The 21,534-nt window shown below is 33.3% G+C and carries 11 protein-coding genes; 8 read left to right on the top strand and 3 right to left on the bottom strand.

Going from position 1 to position 21,534, the window contains the following annotated elements; all coding sequences use genetic code 11:
- Positions 1-10 precede the first annotated feature (10 nt).
- The 5 genes from ACOQOS_RS09135 to ctlX all read left to right on the top strand — a co-directional run bounded on the left by ACOQOS_RS09135 (position 11) and on the right by ctlX (position 10,255).
- Positions 11-5,725, top strand: coding sequence for a leucine-rich repeat domain-containing protein (locus ACOQOS_RS09135; protein ID WP_420574668.1), 5,715 nt, complete (start codon positions 11-13; stop codon positions 5,723-5,725).
- 356 nt (positions 5,726-6,081) lie between these two features.
- Entirely contained in the window at positions 6,082-7,371 is a 1,290-nt protein-coding gene (locus ACOQOS_RS09130) for a citrate synthase (RefSeq protein WP_420574667.1), read from the top strand.
- 73 nt (positions 7,372-7,444) lie between these two features.
- Positions 7,445-8,359, top strand: coding sequence for a dimethylarginine dimethylaminohydrolase family protein (locus tag ACOQOS_RS09125; RefSeq protein ID WP_420574666.1), 915 nt, complete (start codon positions 7,445-7,447; stop codon positions 8,357-8,359).
- A 44-nt stretch (positions 8,360-8,403) separates the two neighbouring features.
- Positions 8,404-9,216 (top strand): hypothetical protein, encoded by an 813-nt coding sequence (locus tag ACOQOS_RS09120; protein ID WP_420574665.1) that lies wholly within the window; start codon positions 8,404-8,406, stop codon positions 9,214-9,216.
- A 103-nt stretch (positions 9,217-9,319) separates the two neighbouring features.
- On the top strand, positions 9,320-10,255 hold the full coding sequence (gene ctlX, locus ACOQOS_RS09115; RefSeq protein ID WP_420574664.1) for a citrulline utilization hydrolase CtlX: 936 nt from the start codon (positions 9,320-9,322) through the stop codon (positions 10,253-10,255).
- A gap of 131 nt (positions 10,256-10,386) precedes the next feature.
- Here ctlX and ACOQOS_RS09110 read toward each other — a convergent pair whose 3' ends face one another.
- Positions 10,387-11,835, bottom strand: coding sequence for a hypothetical protein (locus ACOQOS_RS09110; RefSeq protein ID WP_420574663.1), 1,449 nt, complete (start codon positions 11,833-11,835; stop codon positions 10,387-10,389).
- 292 nt (positions 11,836-12,127) lie between these two features.
- Between ACOQOS_RS09110 and ACOQOS_RS09105 the strand changes: the two genes are divergently transcribed.
- The 3 genes from ACOQOS_RS09105 (at position 12,128) to ACOQOS_RS09095 (ending at position 18,176) form a co-directional block, all read left to right on the top strand.
- Positions 12,128-12,541, top strand: a complete 414-nt coding sequence (locus ACOQOS_RS09105; protein ID WP_420574662.1) for an RrF2 family transcriptional regulator — start codon at positions 12,128-12,130, stop codon at positions 12,539-12,541.
- A gap of 76 nt (positions 12,542-12,617) precedes the next feature.
- Positions 12,618-14,717, top strand: a complete 2,100-nt coding sequence (gene argS, locus ACOQOS_RS09100) for an arginine--tRNA ligase (protein WP_420574661.1) — start codon at positions 12,618-12,620, stop codon at positions 14,715-14,717.
- Between the two features lie 354 nt (positions 14,718-15,071).
- Positions 15,072-18,176, top strand: coding sequence for a S41 family peptidase (locus ACOQOS_RS09095; protein WP_420574660.1), 3,105 nt, complete (start codon positions 15,072-15,074; stop codon positions 18,174-18,176).
- A gap of 148 nt (positions 18,177-18,324) precedes the next feature.
- Here ACOQOS_RS09095 and ACOQOS_RS09090 read toward each other — a convergent pair whose 3' ends face one another.
- Complete coding sequence (locus tag ACOQOS_RS09090; protein ID WP_420574659.1) at positions 18,325-20,631, bottom strand: TonB-dependent receptor plug domain-containing protein; 2,307 nt, start codon at positions 20,629-20,631, stop codon at positions 18,325-18,327.
- Positions 20,624-21,520 (bottom strand): FecR domain-containing protein, encoded by an 897-nt coding sequence (locus ACOQOS_RS09085; protein WP_420574658.1) that lies wholly within the window; start codon positions 21,518-21,520, stop codon positions 20,624-20,626. The genes ACOQOS_RS09090 and ACOQOS_RS09085 overlap by 8 nt, the downstream gene beginning before the upstream one ends.
- Positions 21,521-21,534: the final 14 nt, after the last annotated feature.

Below are 21,534 nucleotides of genomic sequence, written 5' to 3'. Positions count from 1 at the left end.
AATAGAATATATGAAACTAAAATTACTATTAGCCTTGTTAATGATTACCAATATTACATTGGCAACTACTGAACTTCCGCCACCAGCAAACGATAACTTTGCAGATGCTATTCCTATTGCCTGTGGTGGTAATTATACATCAAGTACAGCAGAAGCAACCTTAGACGAAGACAATGCGCCCGACTCTGTTAGTCCAGCAGTTGATTTAGATGCGCCAAATATTTGGTATACGTATACAGGTTCCGGAACTCCAGAAACAGTAACCTTAGATTTATGTGCTTCTGGATATGATACTTCGTATTTAGTATACACAGGAACTTCTGGAAATTTAAGTTTAGTTGCTGCCAATGATGACAATGCCGATCAATGCGGTTCTGGATTTCGGTCGTACGGCACTTTTGAATCAGATGGGACTACAACATATTACATTACAGTTACTGGGTACAATTCGACAAGTATTGGACTTGTTGATTTAACCGTTACCTGCGAAGAAAATTCACCTACGCCAAATACAATTGCGTTAGCAATTCCAATCACGCCATCACCTGAAGGAACTGGTTGTGATGGTGGGAATTATACTTTCAATCTAGATTTTACAAATACTAATACAACAGATAGTGGTATGAGTGGCTGTGTGCTTGGAGACTTTGAAGGTATAGATCAATTCTTTACATGGACAGCAACAACAAATGGTTTGCAATTTAATACACCTTCTTTTTCAGGACGTTCAGGAATGATTATCAGAAATGCAAACGCTCCATACGATGTTATTGATTGTACTCGCGCAATAGACAATTATTCTGCAATTTTTACAGGGTGGAATATTGGAGACAATTTAATCATTCAAGTATATAAAAGTGAAGGACAAACAGGAACTGCAGATGCAATTTTCTGTTTAGAAGAAAAAACAATTGTCTCACCGCCTAATGATACTATTGCAGGAGCAATACCTATTACTCCAGGCGCAGCCGGAAGTGCATGTACAACAACGAGTAACAATCAAACCATCTCTTTTAATACAGATACCTACACAACAACCGATAGTGGTATAGATACGAATTGTATAGGTGAAGATACAGGAGTAGATCAATTTTTTACATGGACAGCGACTTCTGGAGGTTTACTTTGGGGACAAAATCCAGACAACTTGGGTATAGCGGTACGTAGTACTTCAGGTGTTGAATATGGATGTATTGTAAGAAACATGGGAGATCCCGTAAAACTTAGTGGTTGGCAAATAGGAGAAGATTTAATTATTCAAATATTTAACTATGAAAACTATCACTATGATTCTATCTCATTTTGCTTAAGAGAATACAATACTCCGGTAAATAATTTAATTACTGGAGCAACTCCAATTGTTCCTATTGGTTTAGGAAACGATTGTAATGGAACTACACTCTTTTTTAGCGCTGATGGAACTACAGATAGTGGACTTGACGGATCTTGTAATACTGTAAATACAGGATACGATCAATTCTTTTCATGGACAGCAACTACAAATGCATTACTCTGGTCTGGTCTTACAGAAAATCCAGGAATCATTATACGAGATACAGCCGGAAACGAAATTACATGTGCAGATACTATTGCTCCTGATGATACTGTTTTAAGTGGTTGGCAAGTTGGAGACGAATTAATCATTCAAATATATGATTGGGTATTTGAAATTACCAATGGGAATGCTTCATCAAATGTAGAAGATTCATATAGAGATGTTTCATTCTGTTTAAAAGAGCATATACTAGCGCCACCTCCAGGACAAACCTATGTGCCAAATGATAATTTTGAGCAAGCTTTAATTGACTTAGGATACGATAGTGTATTGGACAACTTTGTAACGACAGCTAATATTAACACAGTTGAATTTTTAGATGTATCAAACAGAAACATTACAAACATCGTTGGAATTGAAGATTTTGCAGCATTAAAAACCTTATTTGCTTTTGATAATCAACTGACAAACATTGATATAACACAAAATAGTGCATTGGAAGACTTAAGTGTTCAAAATAATTCACTTTCAACTTTAGACATCACGCAAAATTTAGCATTAAAAATTGTAAATGCAGGAAATAATAATTTGACTGCCGTAGATCTTTCGCAAAATACAGCATTGGAAAAAGTGAACTTTCAGCAAAATCAACTTACGGCTATCAATGTTATGCAAAACATAGCTTTGGAAGATTTAACGGTTCCTGGAAATACACAAATATCCAGCGTAAATGTATCAAACAATACAAGTTTGGTACAATTATCTATAAGTGATACACAAATATCCACTTTAAATCTTTCGAATAATACGAGTCTAACAAATTTATTTATAGCAAATTGTCCAATATCAGTATTAGACATAAGCTCAAATTTAGCATTAGAATTTTTGAGTGTTTCAGGAACGCAATTAACAAATATAGATCTATCTGATCACCCTGTTTTCGATGCTCTATTTGCAGAAAATACAAGTACGCTAACAGGTATAAACGTTCAAAACGGAAACAATACAAACTTTAGATTCTTCTTCACAAGAAACACACCAAATTTAGCATGTGTACAGGTTGATAACGTAGCATACAGTACTGCAAGCTGGACAGACGTAGATGCAGGAACAAACTTTAGTACAGATTGTGGTTTTCTTGAAAATGATGCATGTTTTCAAGCAATTTCAGTACCAATAAGTAATGGTACATGCAACACTACAGTTTCAGGAACATTAGCTCAATCTACAAACTCGAATGCGTACAACTGTTTTGGAAGTACAGATTTTTCAGATGTTTGGTTTAGTTTCGTTGCTACGGAAACAACACATAATATTCAAACATTAAACACTTCAGGAGCAGGCTCAAGAGTATTTCATGCAGTAATTGATGCGCAAACTTACGATTGTGGAAACATTACCGATGCCATTTATTGTACAGACGATGTACAAGGTCAAGCAACTGGATTGATCATTGGAAATACCTATTACATTCAAGTATATACAGATGTAGTAAACTCAACAGAAACGTTTGATGTATGTGTGTCTACAAATGCAATTCCAGGACTTACGTATGTGCCTGATAATAATTTTGAACAAGCACTCATCGATCTTGGGTATGATACTGTTTTAGATGATTATGTAACAACCGCAAATATAAATACGGTTACCACATTAGATGTCATAAATAAAAACATTGCCGATCTTACAGGAATTGAAGCATTTGCAGCACTAGAACAATTATTTATAGATAATAATAATATCTCTACAACTGTAAACTTAACTCAGAATTCTTTGTTAAATGCATTATTTGCTGAAAATAATACAATGACTTCAATAGACGTGAGTCAAAATCCGCTCTTAGAAACACTATACTTAGCAGGAAATTCTTTGACATCATTAGATGTAACGCAAAACTCTGTATTACAAACGTTGTTAGTGGAAAACAATTCGCTTTCATCAATAGATGTAACACAAAATCCAGCATTAAGAATTATTGGATTAGGAGGTAACGGTCTTGCAGAATTAGATATTACTCTAAATCCATTATTGACGTATGTGTCCGCTACAAACAATTCATTAACTGTGGTCGATTTAACACAAAATCCAGCATTAACTCGTGCATATTTTTCAAACAATCAATTATCTGCAATCGATGTATCTCAAAATTTAATGCTAGAAGAATTAGGTGTTTTTAGTAACCCACAAATACCAAGTATTGATGTTACTAACAATACAAACCTAAGAACATTAAACGTAAGCTTTACGCAAGTTTCAGAAATAGACGTGTCAAACAATCTAGCTCTAGAAAGTTTATCATTTGTCAATTGTCCAGTAACTGAAATTGATGTCACAGCAAATGCAGCATTAAAAACACTAAGTGTAGCGCAAAGTTTAGTGACAACTATTGATGTTTCACAAAACCCAGTATTTGAATGGATATCTATTAGAAACACTCCATCATTGATTGGTCTCAACATGCAAAACGGAAACAATACAAACGTAACGTTGTTTTTAGTTACAGATACACCAAACTTAGCCTGCGTACAAGTAGATGACGTAGCATATAGTACTGCCAATTGGACAAGTGTAGATTCAGGAATAAACTTCAGTTTAGATTGTGGCTTTCCTGCCAACGATAATTGTGAAAATGCTATCTCAGTGCCAATGAGTGATGCAACTTGTAATAACACAATCTCTGGAACGATGAACTTAGCTACAAACTCAGTGGAGTTCTCTTGTTTTGGAGAAGGAACAGGCTTATCTGATGTATGGTTCAGTTTTGTTGCTACAGAAACAAGTCACAATATCAAATTCCAAAATATAGTAGGACCTCAAAATTTCTTGTTACGACATGCAGTAATCGATGCAGAAACATATAACTGTGGTAATATCACAGAAACTATTTACTGTACAGACAACTTTGAAGGACAAGCAACAGGATTAACGATTGGTAATACATATTACATACAAGCGTTTTCATATGAACCAAATGCAAATGTAACTTTTGATGTATGTGTATCTACAAACTCAATTCCAGGGCAAACCTATGTGCCTGATAATAACTTTGAGCAAGCCTTGATAGATTTAGGATATGATACAACCTTAGATGATTATGTAACTACAGCAAACATCAATACGGTAAATGACCTAAATATTCGTAATCTAAGTATTTTTGATCTAACAGGAATTGAAGACTTTGCAGCATTAGAAATTTTAAACTGTGGATTAAACTTTTTAGGTGAAGTTGATTTAAGTAATAATACCAATCTTACAAGTTTGATCGCAGATAACAGTGCTATGGTTGCTTTAAACATGAAAAACGGTAATAACACAAATGTAACAACATTCATCACATTAGGGAATGTAGACTTATCTTGTGTACAAGTTGATGACGCTGCTTATAGTACAACCAATTGGACACTTATTGAATCGTCAACTAGTTTCAGTGAATTTTGTGGAAATCCAATTCAAGTAGCAGCAAAAGTGTACTTGCAAGGAGCAATGCTCAACACTCCTGATGGTATGATGAGAACTGACTTAAAAGATAATAATTATGTTTCTTCTACAAGCAGTCCATACGAAGATGGAATTGGAGCAAATAACGATGTGTTTATGGGAACAGGACCAAATACAATAGTTGATTGGGTTTGGATAGAACTTAGGGATTCCGCAAATCCATCTCAAATTGTTGCCGCAAAATCAGCACTATTACAGCGTGATGGAGATATTGTAGATGCTCAAGGAAATGATACAGACACTCCAGTAAGTTTCAATCAAGAGCCAGGCGATTACTACATCGTCATTAAACATAGAAACCACTTAGGAATCATGTCAGATGGCGCAGTAACCTTATCTAATACAACGTTGACTGTTATAGATTTTACGAATAGAAACAATGAGCTTACATTTGGATCAAATGCGCAAACCAATTTTGGAATGCCAGCAGATGTCGTGGCTATGTGGGCAGGAAATGTAAATGGAGATAATCTTGTACAGTATTCAGGAACAACACCAGATGCACCAGCCATTCTTTCTAGAGTACTAAATGATGTTGGAAACTTCCTAAACTTCCCAACCTTTACCGTTTCTGGATATGACGCCAATGATGTTAATATGGATGGTAATACACAATATACAGGAACAACTCCTGATACGCCTTTCATCTTACAAAATATATTAGCGCATCCAGGAAACTTCTTAAACTTTAGTACGTATCAAATCTTGGCGCAGTTGCCTAGTAACGAATAGAAAAATAACATCATAGCAAGAATATATTTTTTTATCGTAAATGTTTAAAAATAGGTTTGGTAAATGAAATCTAAATTTTATTAAATAAACTCAAGTGAAAAACCGTCTGTAGTAAACACAGACGGTTTTTTATTGGTCTGCTTTTCAAAGTTATATAATGTTGTAAATATAGATGTTGAAAATCTACAAGACAAAAGGAGAAAGTATTGCAATTTTAAATATTAAGATGATTTATTTTTGCCATAAATATTAATGATATCTTAATTGTTAAATCCTTTGTAAAGTATTTTCATAAATCGCGACAGATTTCGTAATTTAGCAAACCAGATAAAAAATAAAAATTCTTAATAGAAAATATGTCAGATAATATAGCTACGTTAGAAGTCAATGGAGAGAAACATGAGTTCCCAGTAATCGAAGGAACAGAAAATGAAATCGCTATTGATATCAAAAAACTAAGAGGCTCCACAGGTGGAGTTATCACAATTGATCCAGGATACAAAAACACAGGTTCTTGCCAAAGTGCAATTACATTTTTAGATGGAGAAAAAGGTGTGCTTCGTTACAGAGGTTATGCCATTGAAGACTTAGCTGAAAAAGCAGACTTTTTAGAAGTTGCTTACTTATTAATTTTTGGAGAATTACCAACTTCTGACGAATTGGCAAAATTCCACAAAGACATCAAAGCACAATCTGTGGTTGATGATGACGTAAAGAAAATATTAGACGCTTTTCCAAAAAGCGCACATCCAATGGGTGTTTTAGCATCGCTTACAAATGCTTTAACAGCTTTCAATCCATCTTCTGTAAATGTTGATTCAGAAGAAGATATGTATAAAGCAATCGTAAAAATATTAGGAAAGTTTCCTGTATTAGTAGCTTGGACAATGCGCAAGAAGCAAGGTTTACCATTAGATTATGGAGATGCTTCATTAGGATATGTAGAGAATGTATTAAAAATGATGTTCAAGCAACCAAATGAAGAATACAAGCTTAATCCAATTGTTGTCAATGCGTTAGATAAGCTATTAATCTTACATGCAGATCATGAACAAAACTGTTCTACATCTACAGTACGTATTGTAGGTTCTTCTCACGCTGGATTATTCGCTTCATTAGCTGCTGGAATCTCAGCACTTTGGGGACCATTACATGGAGGAGCAAACCAAGCTGTATTAGAAATGTTAGAAGGTATTCGTCAAGATGGTGGAGACACTAAAAAATACATGGCGAAAGCAAAAGATAAAAGCGATCCTTTCCGTTTAATGGGATTCGGACACAGAGTTTACAAAAACTTCGATCCAAGAGCTACGATCATCAAGGTTGCTGCCGATGAGGTATTAGGAGACTTAGGTGTAGAAGATCCAATCCTAGACATTGCGAAAGGATTAGAGCAAGAAGCATTACAAGATCCATACTTTGTAGATAGAAAACTATATCCAAACGTAGACTTCTACTCTGGAATTATTTATAGAGCTATGGGAATTCCAACAGAAATGTTTACAGTAATGTTCGCATTAGGACGTTTACCAGGTTGGATTGCTCAATGGAGAGAAATGCGCTTACGCAAAGAACCAATTGGTCGTCCAAGACAAGTTTATATTGGAGAAAACCACAGAGAATTCAAATCAATCTCTGATAGATAATATAAAAAATAACACTGAAAAGCTTCATGGGTTTAAAACCTATGAAGCTTTTTTACTATATACCCCGAATTACATGCTAGAACTTTACGTAAATGATGAAACATCTCGATTAAAAGCAGTTGTTCTTGGAACAGCAGAAAGCTGCGGACCTACTCCAAAAGCAGAAGATTGCTATGATCCGAAATCAAAACAACATGTGTTGGCAGGAACATATCCGCTAGAAAAAGATATGGTGCCAGAAATGGAAGCTGTTGCAGCTGTTTTTGAAAAATATGACGTCAAAGTATTCCGCCCAAAAATCATTCAAGATTACAATCAAATATTTTCTAGAGATATTGCTTTTGTCATTGAAGATAAATTCATCAAATCGAATATTCTACCAGATCGCGATCGTGAAATAGAAGCAATTCAGCATGTAATTGATCAAGTCAATCCAGAAAACGTAATTACACTTCCAGAAGAAGTACATGTAGAAGGTGGTGATGTAATGCCATGGGGCGATTATATTTTTATTGGAACCTATTCAGGAGAAGATTATCCAGACTACATAACAGCACGTACAAATGTTGATGCTGTGATTGCATTGCAAGAATTATTTCCTAACAAAACAGTAAAATCATTCGAATTACGTAAATCAAACACGGAACCTAAAGAAAATGCATTGCACTTAGATTGCTGTTTTCAGCCAATAGGAACAGACAAAGCAATCTTACACAAAAATGGCTTCTTAGTAGAAGATGAATACGAATGGTTGGTAAATTTCTTTGGGAAAGAAAATATCTTCGAAATTACCAAAGAAGAAATGTACAACATGAATAGTAATGTGTTCTCTATTTCACCAGAAGTTGTCGTTTCTGAACAAAACTTTACGCGACTAAATACATGGCTAGAAGCTCAAGGATTTACTGTAGAAAAAGTGCCGTATGCAGAAATAGCAAAACAAGAAGGTTTATTACGTTGTAGTACAATGCCTTTAATAAGAGGATAGTAAGTTTTGTATATTTCTACGTACTAAAAGGAAAACTTTAGCTTATGTGGAAACGTTTCTTAAAAATAGCTTGTTTCATTATCATCATAGGAAATTCTTACTATGTAAATGCTCAAGGTGCTATTAGTGGTTTTTACAACAAAAAAACTAATATTACTGTTGTAGCAGGTTTTGGTTTTGAAGACTCTAAAAACTATTTCATCGGAAAAGAAAAAAGTGACTTAAGTCGAAATTTATACAGTATCTCTCTATTTGGAATTTATGGTATTAGTGATCGATTAAATATACAAGCTTCATTACCATACTTATCAAGCAACAATCAAAACGGATTGCAAGACGCACAATTCTATCTAAAATACAAAGCTATTGAAGGAACAGTTAAGGGAAACAAGCTAGAACTTTCCTTTGCTACTGGTTTTTCTTTCAATGTAAGCGATTACAATTTAGGCGGATTAAATGATATTGGACAACAAGCAAAAATCTTAGAAACACGAGCATTATTACATTACCAGAAACAATCAGGTTGGTTTGCAAATGTACAAAGTGGTTTCTCGTTTAAGTTTGAAGAAGTACCAAATAGCTTTCCGTTTACGTTCAAATTTGGGAAAGCAAGCACTAAAAATTATTTTGATATTTGGTATGACTTTCAATATGCTTTTGGCGGAATTGACTATCTCGGAACACCAAGACCTCAAAACTTTAAGCGAATTGGTGTTAACTATCATAAAGTAGGTGGAACATATCACTTTCCAATTTCTAAAAAGTCAGGAATATATGTGGCGCCATCATACACAATAACGGGGAGAAATGTATTTCAAGGATTCGCATATCATGTTGGATGGACCTATCAAATCTAAATAAAATAAAAACGAAAATCCTTTTCGAAAATTATCATAAACTATCTTAGTTTTTATGTAATTTTATCACTTTAAAAATCAATAACTAAAAGTTAGATATACTATGCAGCAAACTACCAACACAATCCTTATGGTACGTCCGGTTGCGTTTCGAATGAACGAACAAACAGCGGTAAACAATTATTATCAAAAAGTATTAGATGGCATCTTGCCAGAGACAGTACAAACCAAAGCAGCAGCAGAATTTGATGCATATGTAGAAAAACTACGCGGAATTGGTGTCAATGTAGTTGTGATACAGGATACAAAAGAGCCAGATACTCCAGATTCAATATTTCCGAACAACTGGATTTCTTTTCACGAAAACGGAAATGTAGGTTTATATCCAATGTATGCGGAAAATCGTCGTCAAGAACGTAGAGAAGATGTATTGACTGAATTGGAAAAAGCAGGGTATCATATTGAAAATATTGTTGATTACACGTCTGCGGAAGAAGAAGAAATTTTTTTAGAAGGAACAGGAAGTTTACTATTAGACAGAGTCAATAGAAAAGCATATTGTGCTTTATCTCCACGTGCAGATGAAGAACTTTTTATTGAATTCTGTGAAGATTTTGAATATACGCCTGTGATTTTTACAGCCAATCAAACAGTAAATGGAGAGCGAAAAGCCATTTATCATACCAACGTAATGATGTGTTTGGCAGAAACATTTGCAGTAATCTGTTTAGAATCTATTGATGACAAAAAAGAACGCAACAACGTAAAAAAACACCTCAAAGAAGACGGAAAAGAAATCATCGCTATCACAGAAGCGCAAGTCAACAACTTTGCAGGAAACATGTTGCAAGTAAAAGGTGCTAATGACGAACTATTCTTAATCATGAGTGCAGCTGCACATCAATCGCTTACAGAAAATCAAATACAAGCTATAGAAAAACATTGTAAAATCTTGTCAAGTTCATTAGATACAATTGAAGCTTGTGGTGGTGGAAGTGCTCGTTGTATGATGGCTGAGGTTTTCTTACCAAAGAAATAAATTATTAAAAACGTGTCAAATCGAAATTTAGTTCGATTTCATCATGATATAAAAAAGCCTGAGAATCAAATCTTCTCAGGCTTTCTATATTTTCAGAATCATTTAAATTTTAAATGATTGTTTCAATACATCTACTTTCCGCAATCAGTATATTCTTGAACAATTTGCTTTAAATTCTCTTCATTCTTCACATCAAATTCTCCAGCTTTCAAATCGCTCGCAACCTGTTTACATTTCTTTAAATACTTTGCCATCGCTTTAGAAATCTTCTCGTTTTTACGATCGTCAATCATAAAACCAACCTTCTGATCTTTCACTTTAATCACATATGTTCCTTCTTCACCAGGTTTTACCAATAGCATGTTTCCATTTTCTTCATAAATCTTCTCATAAAAATATGAATTATTAAATCCGAAATTAGCAGCATTAGATAACTTTTTCATGGCATTTCCTTTTGTTTTCATACCGTAAAATGTTTTCTCAATACCTTCATCTGTAGCAGTAAATGAAATTCCGTCTTTCGCTGAAAACTTCTTAATACGCTTTCTTCCTTTATCATTCTTATAACGAATGCTAATATACTTTCCGTAGTTATCAATAGAATTCATATCGTGCAAACCAGAAACTTCTTGTCCAGGTTCTATCTGAAGTTTCTCAAAAATCACATATACAGTTCCAGTATACGTTTTTCCTTTCTTATCAGTAATACTTCCAGGAACACCATATAAATTGACACTATTTTCTTTGGCGATTTTTACTTTTTCTTTGCGTAAATCGCTCATGTGTTTCTTAGCTTGACGGCCAAAAACATATCCACGACCTACCATTGCTTCTACAAACAATTGTCCGAATGTTCTTGAAAAGCGATTGGTAAACATAGTTTTAGAACCTTCGTCAAACTCAAAAGTCTCATCAGTATACGTTTTTACAACTGCTGCTGTAGAACCTGTTTTACGAGATTCTGTAGCAGAAGCCACTCTAATTCCGTCTAAATCTGTGATTGCATACGCTTTCTCACTCGCTGAATAATATACTTTTCCAACAATTTTAATTCCTTGCGAACCACCAAAAGTAATCGTTCCATTAGGTTTTACATACGGTTTATAACGACCAACTGTTTTCTTGCGTTCGTCCGCTTCCATCTTTGCTTTTGCCGCAGCTTGCATATATTTCTCACTGATAGATTCGCGTTCTTCCGCAAAAAAAGCAGCAACAGCTTCTTTGTTAATTCCGTCAGCGTCAATTAAACCGTATTTTTCACTCAGTAAGCGAATGATAATCTTTTTAGAATTAAAAGAAGTTTTTAAAATCTCATATGGAATCTCTGTTTTTTGCCCATCAGCAGAAGTCATTTCTAAATATTGATGATCTTGAATAGAAGAAATAGAAATGGCTTTGTAATGTGCGTCAAAAGCTTTTTCTCCAGATAAATACTTAAAAGTATGCTTATTTCGTTCATTACCTTTTTCTATAATGGCAACTTCTTTCTTGTCAAAAAGCACTTTATTTTTTTTAATCTTAATTTTTTGACTCATTGCTAATACAGGTACTAAAAGCAATAATAATACGATTTTTTTCATGTTAATATGTTAATTATAAATAATGATTGTTGGCTAAAGTACTAAAAATAAAACTACAGAGTATGAGAAAGTTACAGTTATGATTTAACAGAATTGTATTTTGAAGACCTAATTTTATTGAAAATATATAAAAAATGTAAAAAACATATAAAATCTTAGTGAAATTGGCAATATCTCCATAAAATTTATAGATTATTAAAGAATACTTTTGTTTTTAACAAACAACCAATTATTTTTACTCGCTAGATTGTAATGCCTCGAAAACGTTACTATTATTCGAAATTGATTACACATGCTTTCTAAAAAAACAAAATACGGACTAAAAGCATTAAGTTACATTGCCAGAAAAGGTGATGACGCACCTGTGTTGATCTCAGAAATTGCTACTGAAGAAAACATTTCTAAAAAATTCCTTGAGGCAATTTTATTACAGCTCAAAAACAACGGATTATTAGGTTCAAAAAAAGGAAAAGGCGGAGGCTATTATTTAATCAAAACACCAAATGAAATAAAGGTAGCTTCACTTATTAGAATCTTAGAAGGTCCAATTGCTATGCTACCTTGTGTAAGTTTAAACTTTTATGAAAAATGCGATGATTGTCCCGATGAAACTAAATGTGGACTGCATCAACTTATGTTAGAAGTACGTGATAATATGTTGGCTGTTTTAGATAACAAAACACTTGAAGACCTTACAAGTTTATAAATCTCAATTATCTCTACGAACTTTTCGTTGTTCATTGTCAATAATTAATATCTTTGCACCTTAATTTTTAGGAGTAATGAATATTCAAGAAGTATTAACAGCAAAAGTCAAAGAAGCATTTCAAACCTTATATAACACTACATTAGATACTGTAGAATTTCAAGCTACAAGGAAAGATTTTGAAGGTGATATTACAGTAATGATATTTCCTATGATGCGCGTTAAAAAGATGAATCCTGTGCAACTTGGAGAAGAGTTAGGACAGTATTTAGCAGATAACGTAACAGAAATCAATCGTTTTAATGCGGTAAAAGGGTTTTTAAATCTTGTTATTGATGATTCATATTACTTGAATTTCTTCGCGGAAGCGAACAAAAATGATACATTCGGACATCTAACTCCAACAAAAGGTGACAGTGCTGTAATGGTCGAATATTCTTCGCCAAACACCAACAAACCTTTACACTTAGGTCATATTCGTAACAACTTATTAGGATATAGTGTTTCAGAAATCATCAAAGCTTCTGGAAAAAAAGTATACAAGACACAAATCATCAACGATCGTGGAATTCACATATGTAAATCCATGTTGGCTTGGAAACGTTTTGGAAATGGAGAAACACCACAATCTTCAGGTTTAAAAGGTGATAAGTTGGTCGGAAATTACTATGTATTATTCGAATCAAAACTTCGAGAACAAGCTGCTCCAATATTTGAAAATTACAGAAATAATCATTTTGATCCTCCAACTGCGCTAGAAGCGAATATCAAGGAACATAATGCTCTGATTGAAAAATTAGACAGCAAGAAAAAAAAAGAAATAGCTAAGTTTGATCATGATGCGATAGCGCAATTAGGAAATAATTTTAGTATAAAACTAGAAACAGTAATTAATAATAATCTGTTAATTTCTAGTGTGTCTAAAGCAATTTTAGAAGAAGCTACAGAGGAAGAAAAAACAGCTGTTGAAAAGAAAGTAAAGCAGTTTGATAAACTTGTAAAACCTGCTACAGACTTAGAACGTAAAATTGCTGATGAGGTTGGAAAAGTAACTAAAATAGCAAGAGACAAAACAGAAATAATGAATGAAGCGCAAGAAATGTTGCGTAAATGGGAAGCTGGCGATGAAGAAGTAGTTGCGTTGTGGAAACAAATGAATCAATGGGTTTATGACGGATTTGCAGTAACATACACAAACTTAGGTGTTGATTTTGATGCATTATATTATGAAAGTGATACGTATCTTTTAGGGAAAGACTTTGTAAACGAAGGTTTAGAAAAAGGGGTTTTCTACAAAAAAGAAGATGGTTCAGTTTGGTGTGACTTAACAGATGAAGGATTAGACGAAAAAATTGTATTGCGTGCAGATGGAACTGCGGTATATATGACGCAAGACATCGGAACGGCTATTCAGCGTGTAAAAGACTATCCAGATATTGGCGGAATGATCTATACAGTTGGAAATGAGCAAGATTATCACTTTAAAGTATTATTCTTGATCTTAAAGAAACTTGGTTTTGAGTGGTCTAAAAACTTACACCATTTATCGTACGGAATGGTAGATTTGCCAAGCGGAAAAATGAAAAGTCGTGAAGGAACTGTTGTTGATGCTGATGACTTAATGTTTGAAATGACTTCAACAGCTAATCTGATTGCGAATGAAAAAGGAAAACTAGATGGATATTCGGAAGAAGAAAAGAATAGTATTCACAGAAAAGTAGGATTGGGCGCATTAAAATATCAGATGCTGAAAGTTGATCCAAAAAAACGTATTCTATTTGATCCAAAAGAGTCAATAGACTTTAATGGAGATTCTGGACCTTTCATTCAAATGATGTATGTAAGAACAAGAGCGATTTTGCGAAAAGCAGATTTTGATTATTCAGAAACAATCAAAGGAATTGAATTACATGCAAAGGAAAAAGAGCTTTTAAAAGTATTATCTAATTACCCTTCAGTGATTCAAAATGCAGCAAATAACCAAAGTCCTGCGCTAATTGCTAACTATGCATTTGATCTCTCAAAAGAATTTAGTTCATACTATCAAATGGTTTCCATACTTGGAGAAACTGATGAAGCTAAGAAAAAATTCAGAGTACAATTATCAAAGAAAATAGGAGATACCATCAAAAACGCATTTGCTTTACTAGGAATTGAAGTTCCTGAGCGTATGTAATCTCTATAAAATATTTTAACTCGTTCAAGCTGACAATAATAAATTTGAATTGTCAGCTTGGATGTTGTTTATAATTATAACTTCTTCAATTATATAGTGAATAATTCTATAAGTATTTTCTTATGCTTTTATTCAAATCCTTCTAAACTAAAAAGATAATTGTTAAAAATTGTCGAATGATATGACTTACGCCTAAAAGTAAGATTTAAGTTTATATCTTCGTTCTGTTCAGTGTAGCTTTAGAAGCATCTTTACACAACTAGAAAGCTTCTATACATATTTTTTTGCTGAATAAAAACAATATATATATTAGTTATGTCTCAAAAAATATTTTCCCTTTTATTTTTCTTAAGTATGTCCTTTTTGAGTGGACAAACAAAAAACAATGCTCACTTTACCTTAAAACCAACATTAACACCAGATGCTAAGTATGTCATATTTAGCTATGAAGAAGATTTATGGAAAGTTTCTTCAGATGGAGGAGAAGCTTACAGGTTAACCGCTATGCAAGGAGTTGAAACTGATCCAAGTGTGTCTCCAGATGGAAAATGGTTAGCATTTTCGAGCAATCAATACGGGAATTACGATGTATATATCATGCCTTTAAAAGGTGGTGAGATCACTCAATTAACGTTTCATCAAGCTAATGACAAAGTTTCTTCTTGGAATTGGGATAATGAAACAATCAACTTTATATCTAGCCGATACAATTCTATGACGAATTATACCGTCAATATAAAAGGAGGAACACCAACAAGAACATTCAAGCATTACTTTAATACATTACACAATGTAGTTCAACATCCAAAAACAAAAGATATTTATTTTAATGAATCTTGGGAAAGCTCACGTTACGCGCATAGAAAAAGATACAAAGGTGATTACAATCCTGATATAAAATCATACAATAAGAAAACAAAGAAATATACGCAACACACTACGTACAGAGGAAAAGACTTTGGAGCAAGCATAGATAAAGCTGGAAATATATATTTTCAATCAGACCGTAACAATGGCGAATACAACTTATATACATTCGAAAACACAACTCCAAAACGGCTAACTAATTTCCCTACATCTATAATGTGGCCTAAAGTAAGTGCTAATGGTGAAAAAGTAGTATTTAGGAAAGACTATCAATTATTTGTTTACGATACCACTAAAAAAACAACTAAAAAACTAAAGGTTAATATCAATAACAATTCTACACTCAAAAAAGAACAGTCGTATACTATAAAAGGAAAAATCACATATTTTGATGTTTCTCCAGATGGAAAAAAGATGGCTTTTATTGCGAGAGGAAAACTATTTATCTCTGACATAAAAGGAAAATTTGTAAAAGAAATAGTGACAAATCCACTTGAAACAGTAAAAGAAGTAAAATGGTTAAAAGATAATAGTTCTCTATTATTTTCAAGATCTGATAAAGGATATTACAATTGGTTTATAACAAGTGCTAACGAAAAATTTAAGACAAGACAACTTACCAAAACAACGAGTAACAACAGACAAATTACGTTTGATAAAGACAAAACGAAAGGAGTCTATTTAAGAGGTAGAAATGAAATTTACATTCTCGATTTAGAAACGTTTAAAAGCGAATTGATCTTAAAAGATGAGTTGTGGGGGATTTACAATACGAACCCATATTTTTCGCCTGACGGAAACTATATCATGTACAATGCCTACAGAGATTTTGAAGGAGATATTTTTGTGTACAATTTAACGACCAAAAAGACGATCAACCTTACCAAAACCAAAGTTACAGAACGTGCACCAATTTGGTCATCTGATGGGAAATATATTTACTTTTCTTCCGAAAGAACACAACCAAAATTTCCAAGTGGTGGAAATGGAAAGTCTAAAATATATCAAATGGCTTTAGACAAATATGAAAAACCTTTTAAACTAGACAAAGTAAACGAGCTTTTTAAAGAAGAAGACAAGAAGTCAAAAGATAAAAAAGACACAGAAAAGAAAGAAAAAGTTACGGTTTCAATCAACCAAAAAGGATTGATGAATAGGCTCAAAAGGATAAGTCCTACATTTGGAAATCAAAGTGATATCACTGTTGTACAGAATGGAGACAAAACACATATTCTATATCTATCTAATCATGATGAAGGAAAATGGAAGCTGTGGAAAACAACTTTAGAACCTTTTGAAGATGACAAAACAGTTAAGTTTAGTGATAAAACAATATACGGTTATCAATTTATCACTGTTGCTAAAAAACATTATATGTTATCAAGAGGAAATATAAATTCAGTAAACTTAGAAGGAAATAAGTTAAAACCGATTGCAATTAATCATCGTTTCAATAAATCATTAGCTGATGAATTTGATCAAATGTATTATGAAGCTTGGGCAGGAATGGAAGAGAACTTTTATGATGAAAAATTTCATGGAGAAAACTGGCAAAAATTAAGAGATGAATATGCTCAATATTTACCTTATGTTTCCAGCAGAGGAAATTTAAGATTGATCTTTAATGATATGCTTGGCGAATTAAATACGTCTCACTTTGGTTTTTGGTCATATGGAAAAGAAGAAAATACCTATCACGGAACCACAACTTCAGAAACTGGAATTATATTCAATAACGATCGTCCGTTTGTGATAGAAAGAATTGTTCCGGAAGGACCAACGGATATCAAAGGAAAAGACCTTCAAAAAGGAGACAAACTTGTTGCTGTAAATGATAAAAAAGTAGATGAGAATTCTAACCGAGAAATATACTTTGCTAATCCGAAATTCAACGCTGAAACGAAGTTGACATTTAGTAGAGAAGGAAAAGAGTTTTCTGTAAATGTACATTCAATATCATCTTCAAACCTAAAAAGTTTACTCTATGATGAATGGCAAGATCAAAATCAAGCATATGTAGATCAAAAATCAAAAAATAAGATTGCATATGTACATATGAAAGACATGACAGGTAGAGAACTGACTAAATTTTACTATGATTTGGTGAGTGATGAAGCTTACAAAGATGGCTTGATTTTAGATTTACGTTACAATACTGGCGGAAATGTACACGATGCAGTGCTAAACTTTTTACGCCAAAAACAATACTTAAGCTGGAAATATAGAGAAGGAGAATTAACGAGTCAGCCTAATTTTAGTTACAGCGACAGACCTATTGTTTTATTAATCAATGAACAATCTCTTTCGGATGCGGAAATGACAGCTGCTGGATTTAAGGAATTAAAGTTGGGAACGATTGTAGGAACAGAAACGTACAGATGGATCATTTTTACAACAAGTGGATCTTTAGTAGATGGTTCTTCTTATCGATTACCAGTTTGGGGTTGTTATACTTTAGACGGAAAGGACTTAGAAACGAATGGAGTTGCGCCAGATGTGTATGTTGGTAAAAACTTCAAACAACGTTTAGAAAATGAAAAGCCACAATTAGATAAAGCAATTGAAATCATATTAAAAGAATTGAAGAAATAATCATACGAAAAAGAGGTTAATCTGGGATTTAAGAATCGTAATTTAGTATTTAAAAGTGATCAATTTGTTTGCTAAAGAATATTCTAATGTGAAATAAGCAGGATGTCGTAATTTCCTTGAAATTCTGGAAAAGATGTATCGAATATATCTAAAAATCGACACGAAAACTCACATTAGGCGTAATGCCTAAAGCACGATTTTGAATTTCAGATACAATTTCATTATCTAAATTATAATACTCATTCAACACATTTTGTTGATCGAATACATTCCAAACGGACAATCCGATTTTAGCATAAATTTTCTTCTTTTTAGATAAAGTCAAACGATACGTTGTAGAAAAATCGGTTCTAAAATAATCTTCTAAATTTTCAGCATTAGGAGAATTATAATTGATTTCGCCATTGACTACAGCTGGATTTCCAATAGAAGTTGTTGGTCTTCCAGAACGGAAATACGTTCCTAAAGAAAATTCAAAATCTTTCCAAGAATACGTTCCACCAAGCGTTAAATTATGCGTAATATCTATGTTATTAGGAAACTGTGCACCATTATTAAGTGACATAAATTCATAAGTATTCTCGCTAATAGAATAACTCAGCCATGTGTTGAAATCGTGCCATTTTTTGTTGAATAAAACATCAATTCCATACGTGGTATAACTTCCAACGGCATTGACAAACTGAAACTGATTCTGAAAACCTTGGCTTCTCGTCGTAATTCCGTCTACATCTTTCACATAAGCTTCAGCACTAACCAACAAATTATTCTTATTGTATTGTACGCCTACAGAAGCTTGTTTACTTTCAATCAATGGAACAGAAGTGCCATTTGCCAGTGTCCAACGACGTTTTTCAATGCCTAGAAAATCGTTTTGTAAATCAATAATCTGTGAAATGGCTTGACTTTTATATTCACCCAAAACTAACAAGCTAAAATGATTTGAAAACTGCTGTCTAAAATTCAATCTTGGTTCAAAGCGATAGGTGTCAATCTTTCCATAGCGATTTCCTCTAATTCCAAACGTAATCATAGTTCGGTAACTATCAGAAAAATAATTTACCTGAGAATATAGCGCATGATTTCGCATCACATCTTTACGGTCACTTCGAAATCGCGGATTACTTACATCTTGAATATTCGTGATTCCGATCTCTGAAAACTGATATCCGCTTTCTATGGTAAAATTTTCATCGATACGATACTTTGTATGAAGCTTAATAGCACTATCTGCCAAATCATTCTCCTGAAACAAACGCTGATTATTGGTGATATTAAAATTCGTTGCTTCCAAATTATAATTAGAAGTATACAACTGTATTTGTGTTGAAAATGCAGGTGACCATTCGCGATTGTACGTCAAACCTGTAGCTAAATTTCGTTGTGTAATTCCACTATTTACAGCGCGTTGTTCATTATTAAGCGTTGCTTGTTCCGTATAACTCAAATCATTAAAAATATTTAAAAAACTAAACTGTAAATTATCTGTTTTAGAAATATCATAAATGAACTTCGTGCTCATGTCATAGAAATAAAAATCTCTATTTGTTGTAGTCGTATTGTTTGTATTCTGATTGTTATTGGTAATGTCAGTATCTTGAAAAATACGATCAAAATAGATGGCGTATGTTGGTGTTTCTATCAAATCTGTAATCGAACGACGTGCTGAAACTTGTACTTCCATCTTTTCGTTCAGTTGAAGCTTAGCAAAACCGTCTACATGAATTAAATTCATTCCAGCGCCAGCAATCAAAGAATCGTTTACATGTTGATCAAGTTGCATTTCAATCATTCCAGAAACACCATCGCCAAACTTGGCACTTGTTCCGTTTTTAGTAACGGTTACTTTCTTTAAAAAATAAGGGTTAAATGCAGAAATCAATCCGAAGAAATGACCAGATTGATACATTTTAATATCGTCCCAAAGTAGAATATTCTGATCATTTGTTCCTCCACGAATATTAATATTAGAAACGGTTTCGTTTATGCTTGAAATCCCAGGCAATGCTTGAATTGTGAGTAAAATATCAGGTTCTGTAACGCCAGGTAAAATTCCAAAATTTCTAGGCTTTATAGTAACTTGTCCTGTTCTATTTGTAGAAATTCCAGAAGCAATATATTCAGTTAAATATACTTCGTCTAACTCCTGAATTTGATCTGCAAAAACGGTAATAGCAATATAGCGACCATTAATAATTGTAAATCTTAAGTTGGTTTCCAGTTCAAAACCATCTAGCAATGCTTGTAATGAAATATCTTTTTTTTGTGGAGTAACCAAAACAGTATCTAATGTGTTATCTACATACGAAAACACAACATCATATTGTTTTTGAATCTTTGGTAATAATTTAGACAGTAAAACTTTATTCTCTTGATTTTCTTGTGCGTTAACACATTGAAAACTAAGAAAGAATACAGAAAAAGTGAAAAAATAGAGTACGCGTTTTTTAGTCACGTTTTAGAATAATCGAGTTTTGGTTCTTTTGATACTTCAATTGTGACGGTAGTGTAATAGATTGCAATGCCAAATCAATATCTGTATGTGTAAAATTTCCCGTAAATATTTGAGAAGTATCTACATTTTTGGCATCAACCGTTACATTATACTGTCGTTCAAATTCTAGAATAACTTGTTGTAAAGGTAAACTTTTAAAAGAACTTTCATTGTGTATCCATGTAGGTTCTTTTAGATTTTCTTCTTCGTCTTGCAATTGTTTCCCATTAAGTATCAAATAGCGTTGTCCTGGTGTTAATATCACATCAGTATTGTTGTGATGTACCTTTACGGAACCTTCGTAACAAAATACTTCAAAAAAATCATCACGCTGTTTTACATTGAACTGTGTTCCCAAAACAGTAACGATTCCGCTATCGGTAATCACACTAAAGGTAGCACCTTTGGCTACTTTAAAATATGCTTCACCTTCTAAATTTACCTCGCGTTTTTTCTGCCAAGAATCTTTATCAAATGCTAAATTAGATACAGCATTCAATGTTACTACGGAAGTATCAGGTAATTCAACTAACTTTTTGTTAGCTGCAACAGTCTCAATAGTTGTTAGTGTTGGTAATGTTGCGTACATATACGTGCCCAATCCAATCACTAGAATTGCCGCAATTCTTAGTAAAGGCTTGAACCATGAAGTAGGTTTTACAGTGTCTTTTCTTGTAGATTTTACAGTATCATAAGCAGCTTCCACATCAACTTCTGGTGCTTTAAAATACTGTAAGGCATTGTTCATTTTCGTTAATTCCTCATAATCTTCTAGTTGCTTAAAAGCTTCTAATTCTTGTGGGGACAACGAATGATCTAGCCATTTTTGTATTAATTCTTCTCGTCTCATAATCGTTACTTATC

Source organism: Kordia sp. (assembly GCF_965224175.1).
GTDB lineage: Bacteria > Bacteroidota > Bacteroidia > Flavobacteriales > Flavobacteriaceae > Kordia.
This window is presented reverse-complemented; position numbering and strand designations above follow the sequence as displayed.

Excerpts from the sequence above, each read along its gene's own strand:
- ACOQOS_RS09135 (WP_420574668.1), top strand. The coding sequence starts at position 11 with ATGAAACTAAAATTACTATTAGCCTTGTTAATGATTACCAATATTACA.
- ACOQOS_RS09130 (WP_420574667.1), top strand. The coding sequence starts at position 6,082 with ATGTCAGATAATATAGCTACGTTAGAAGTCAATGGAGAGAAACATGAG.
- ACOQOS_RS09125 (WP_420574666.1), top strand. The coding sequence starts at position 7,445 with ATGCTAGAACTTTACGTAAATGATGAAACATCTCGATTAAAAGCAGTT.
- ACOQOS_RS09120 (WP_420574665.1), top strand. The coding sequence starts at position 8,404 with ATGTGGAAACGTTTCTTAAAAATAGCTTGTTTCATTATCATCATAGGA.
- ctlX (WP_420574664.1), top strand. The coding sequence starts at position 9,320 with ATGCAGCAAACTACCAACACAATCCTTATGGTACGTCCGGTTGCGTTT.
- ACOQOS_RS09110 (WP_420574663.1), bottom strand. The coding sequence starts at position 11,835 with ATGAAAAAAATCGTATTATTATTGCTTTTAGTACCTGTATTAGCAATG.
- ACOQOS_RS09105 (WP_420574662.1), top strand. The coding sequence starts at position 12,128 with ATGCTTTCTAAAAAAACAAAATACGGACTAAAAGCATTAAGTTACATT.
- argS (WP_420574661.1), top strand. The coding sequence starts at position 12,618 with ATGAATATTCAAGAAGTATTAACAGCAAAAGTCAAAGAAGCATTTCAA.
- ACOQOS_RS09095 (WP_420574660.1), top strand. The coding sequence starts at position 15,072 with ATGTCCTTTTTGAGTGGACAAACAAAAAACAATGCTCACTTTACCTTA.
- ACOQOS_RS09085 (WP_420574658.1), bottom strand. The coding sequence starts at position 21,520 with ATGAGACGAGAAGAATTAATACAAAAATGGCTAGATCATTCGTTGTCC.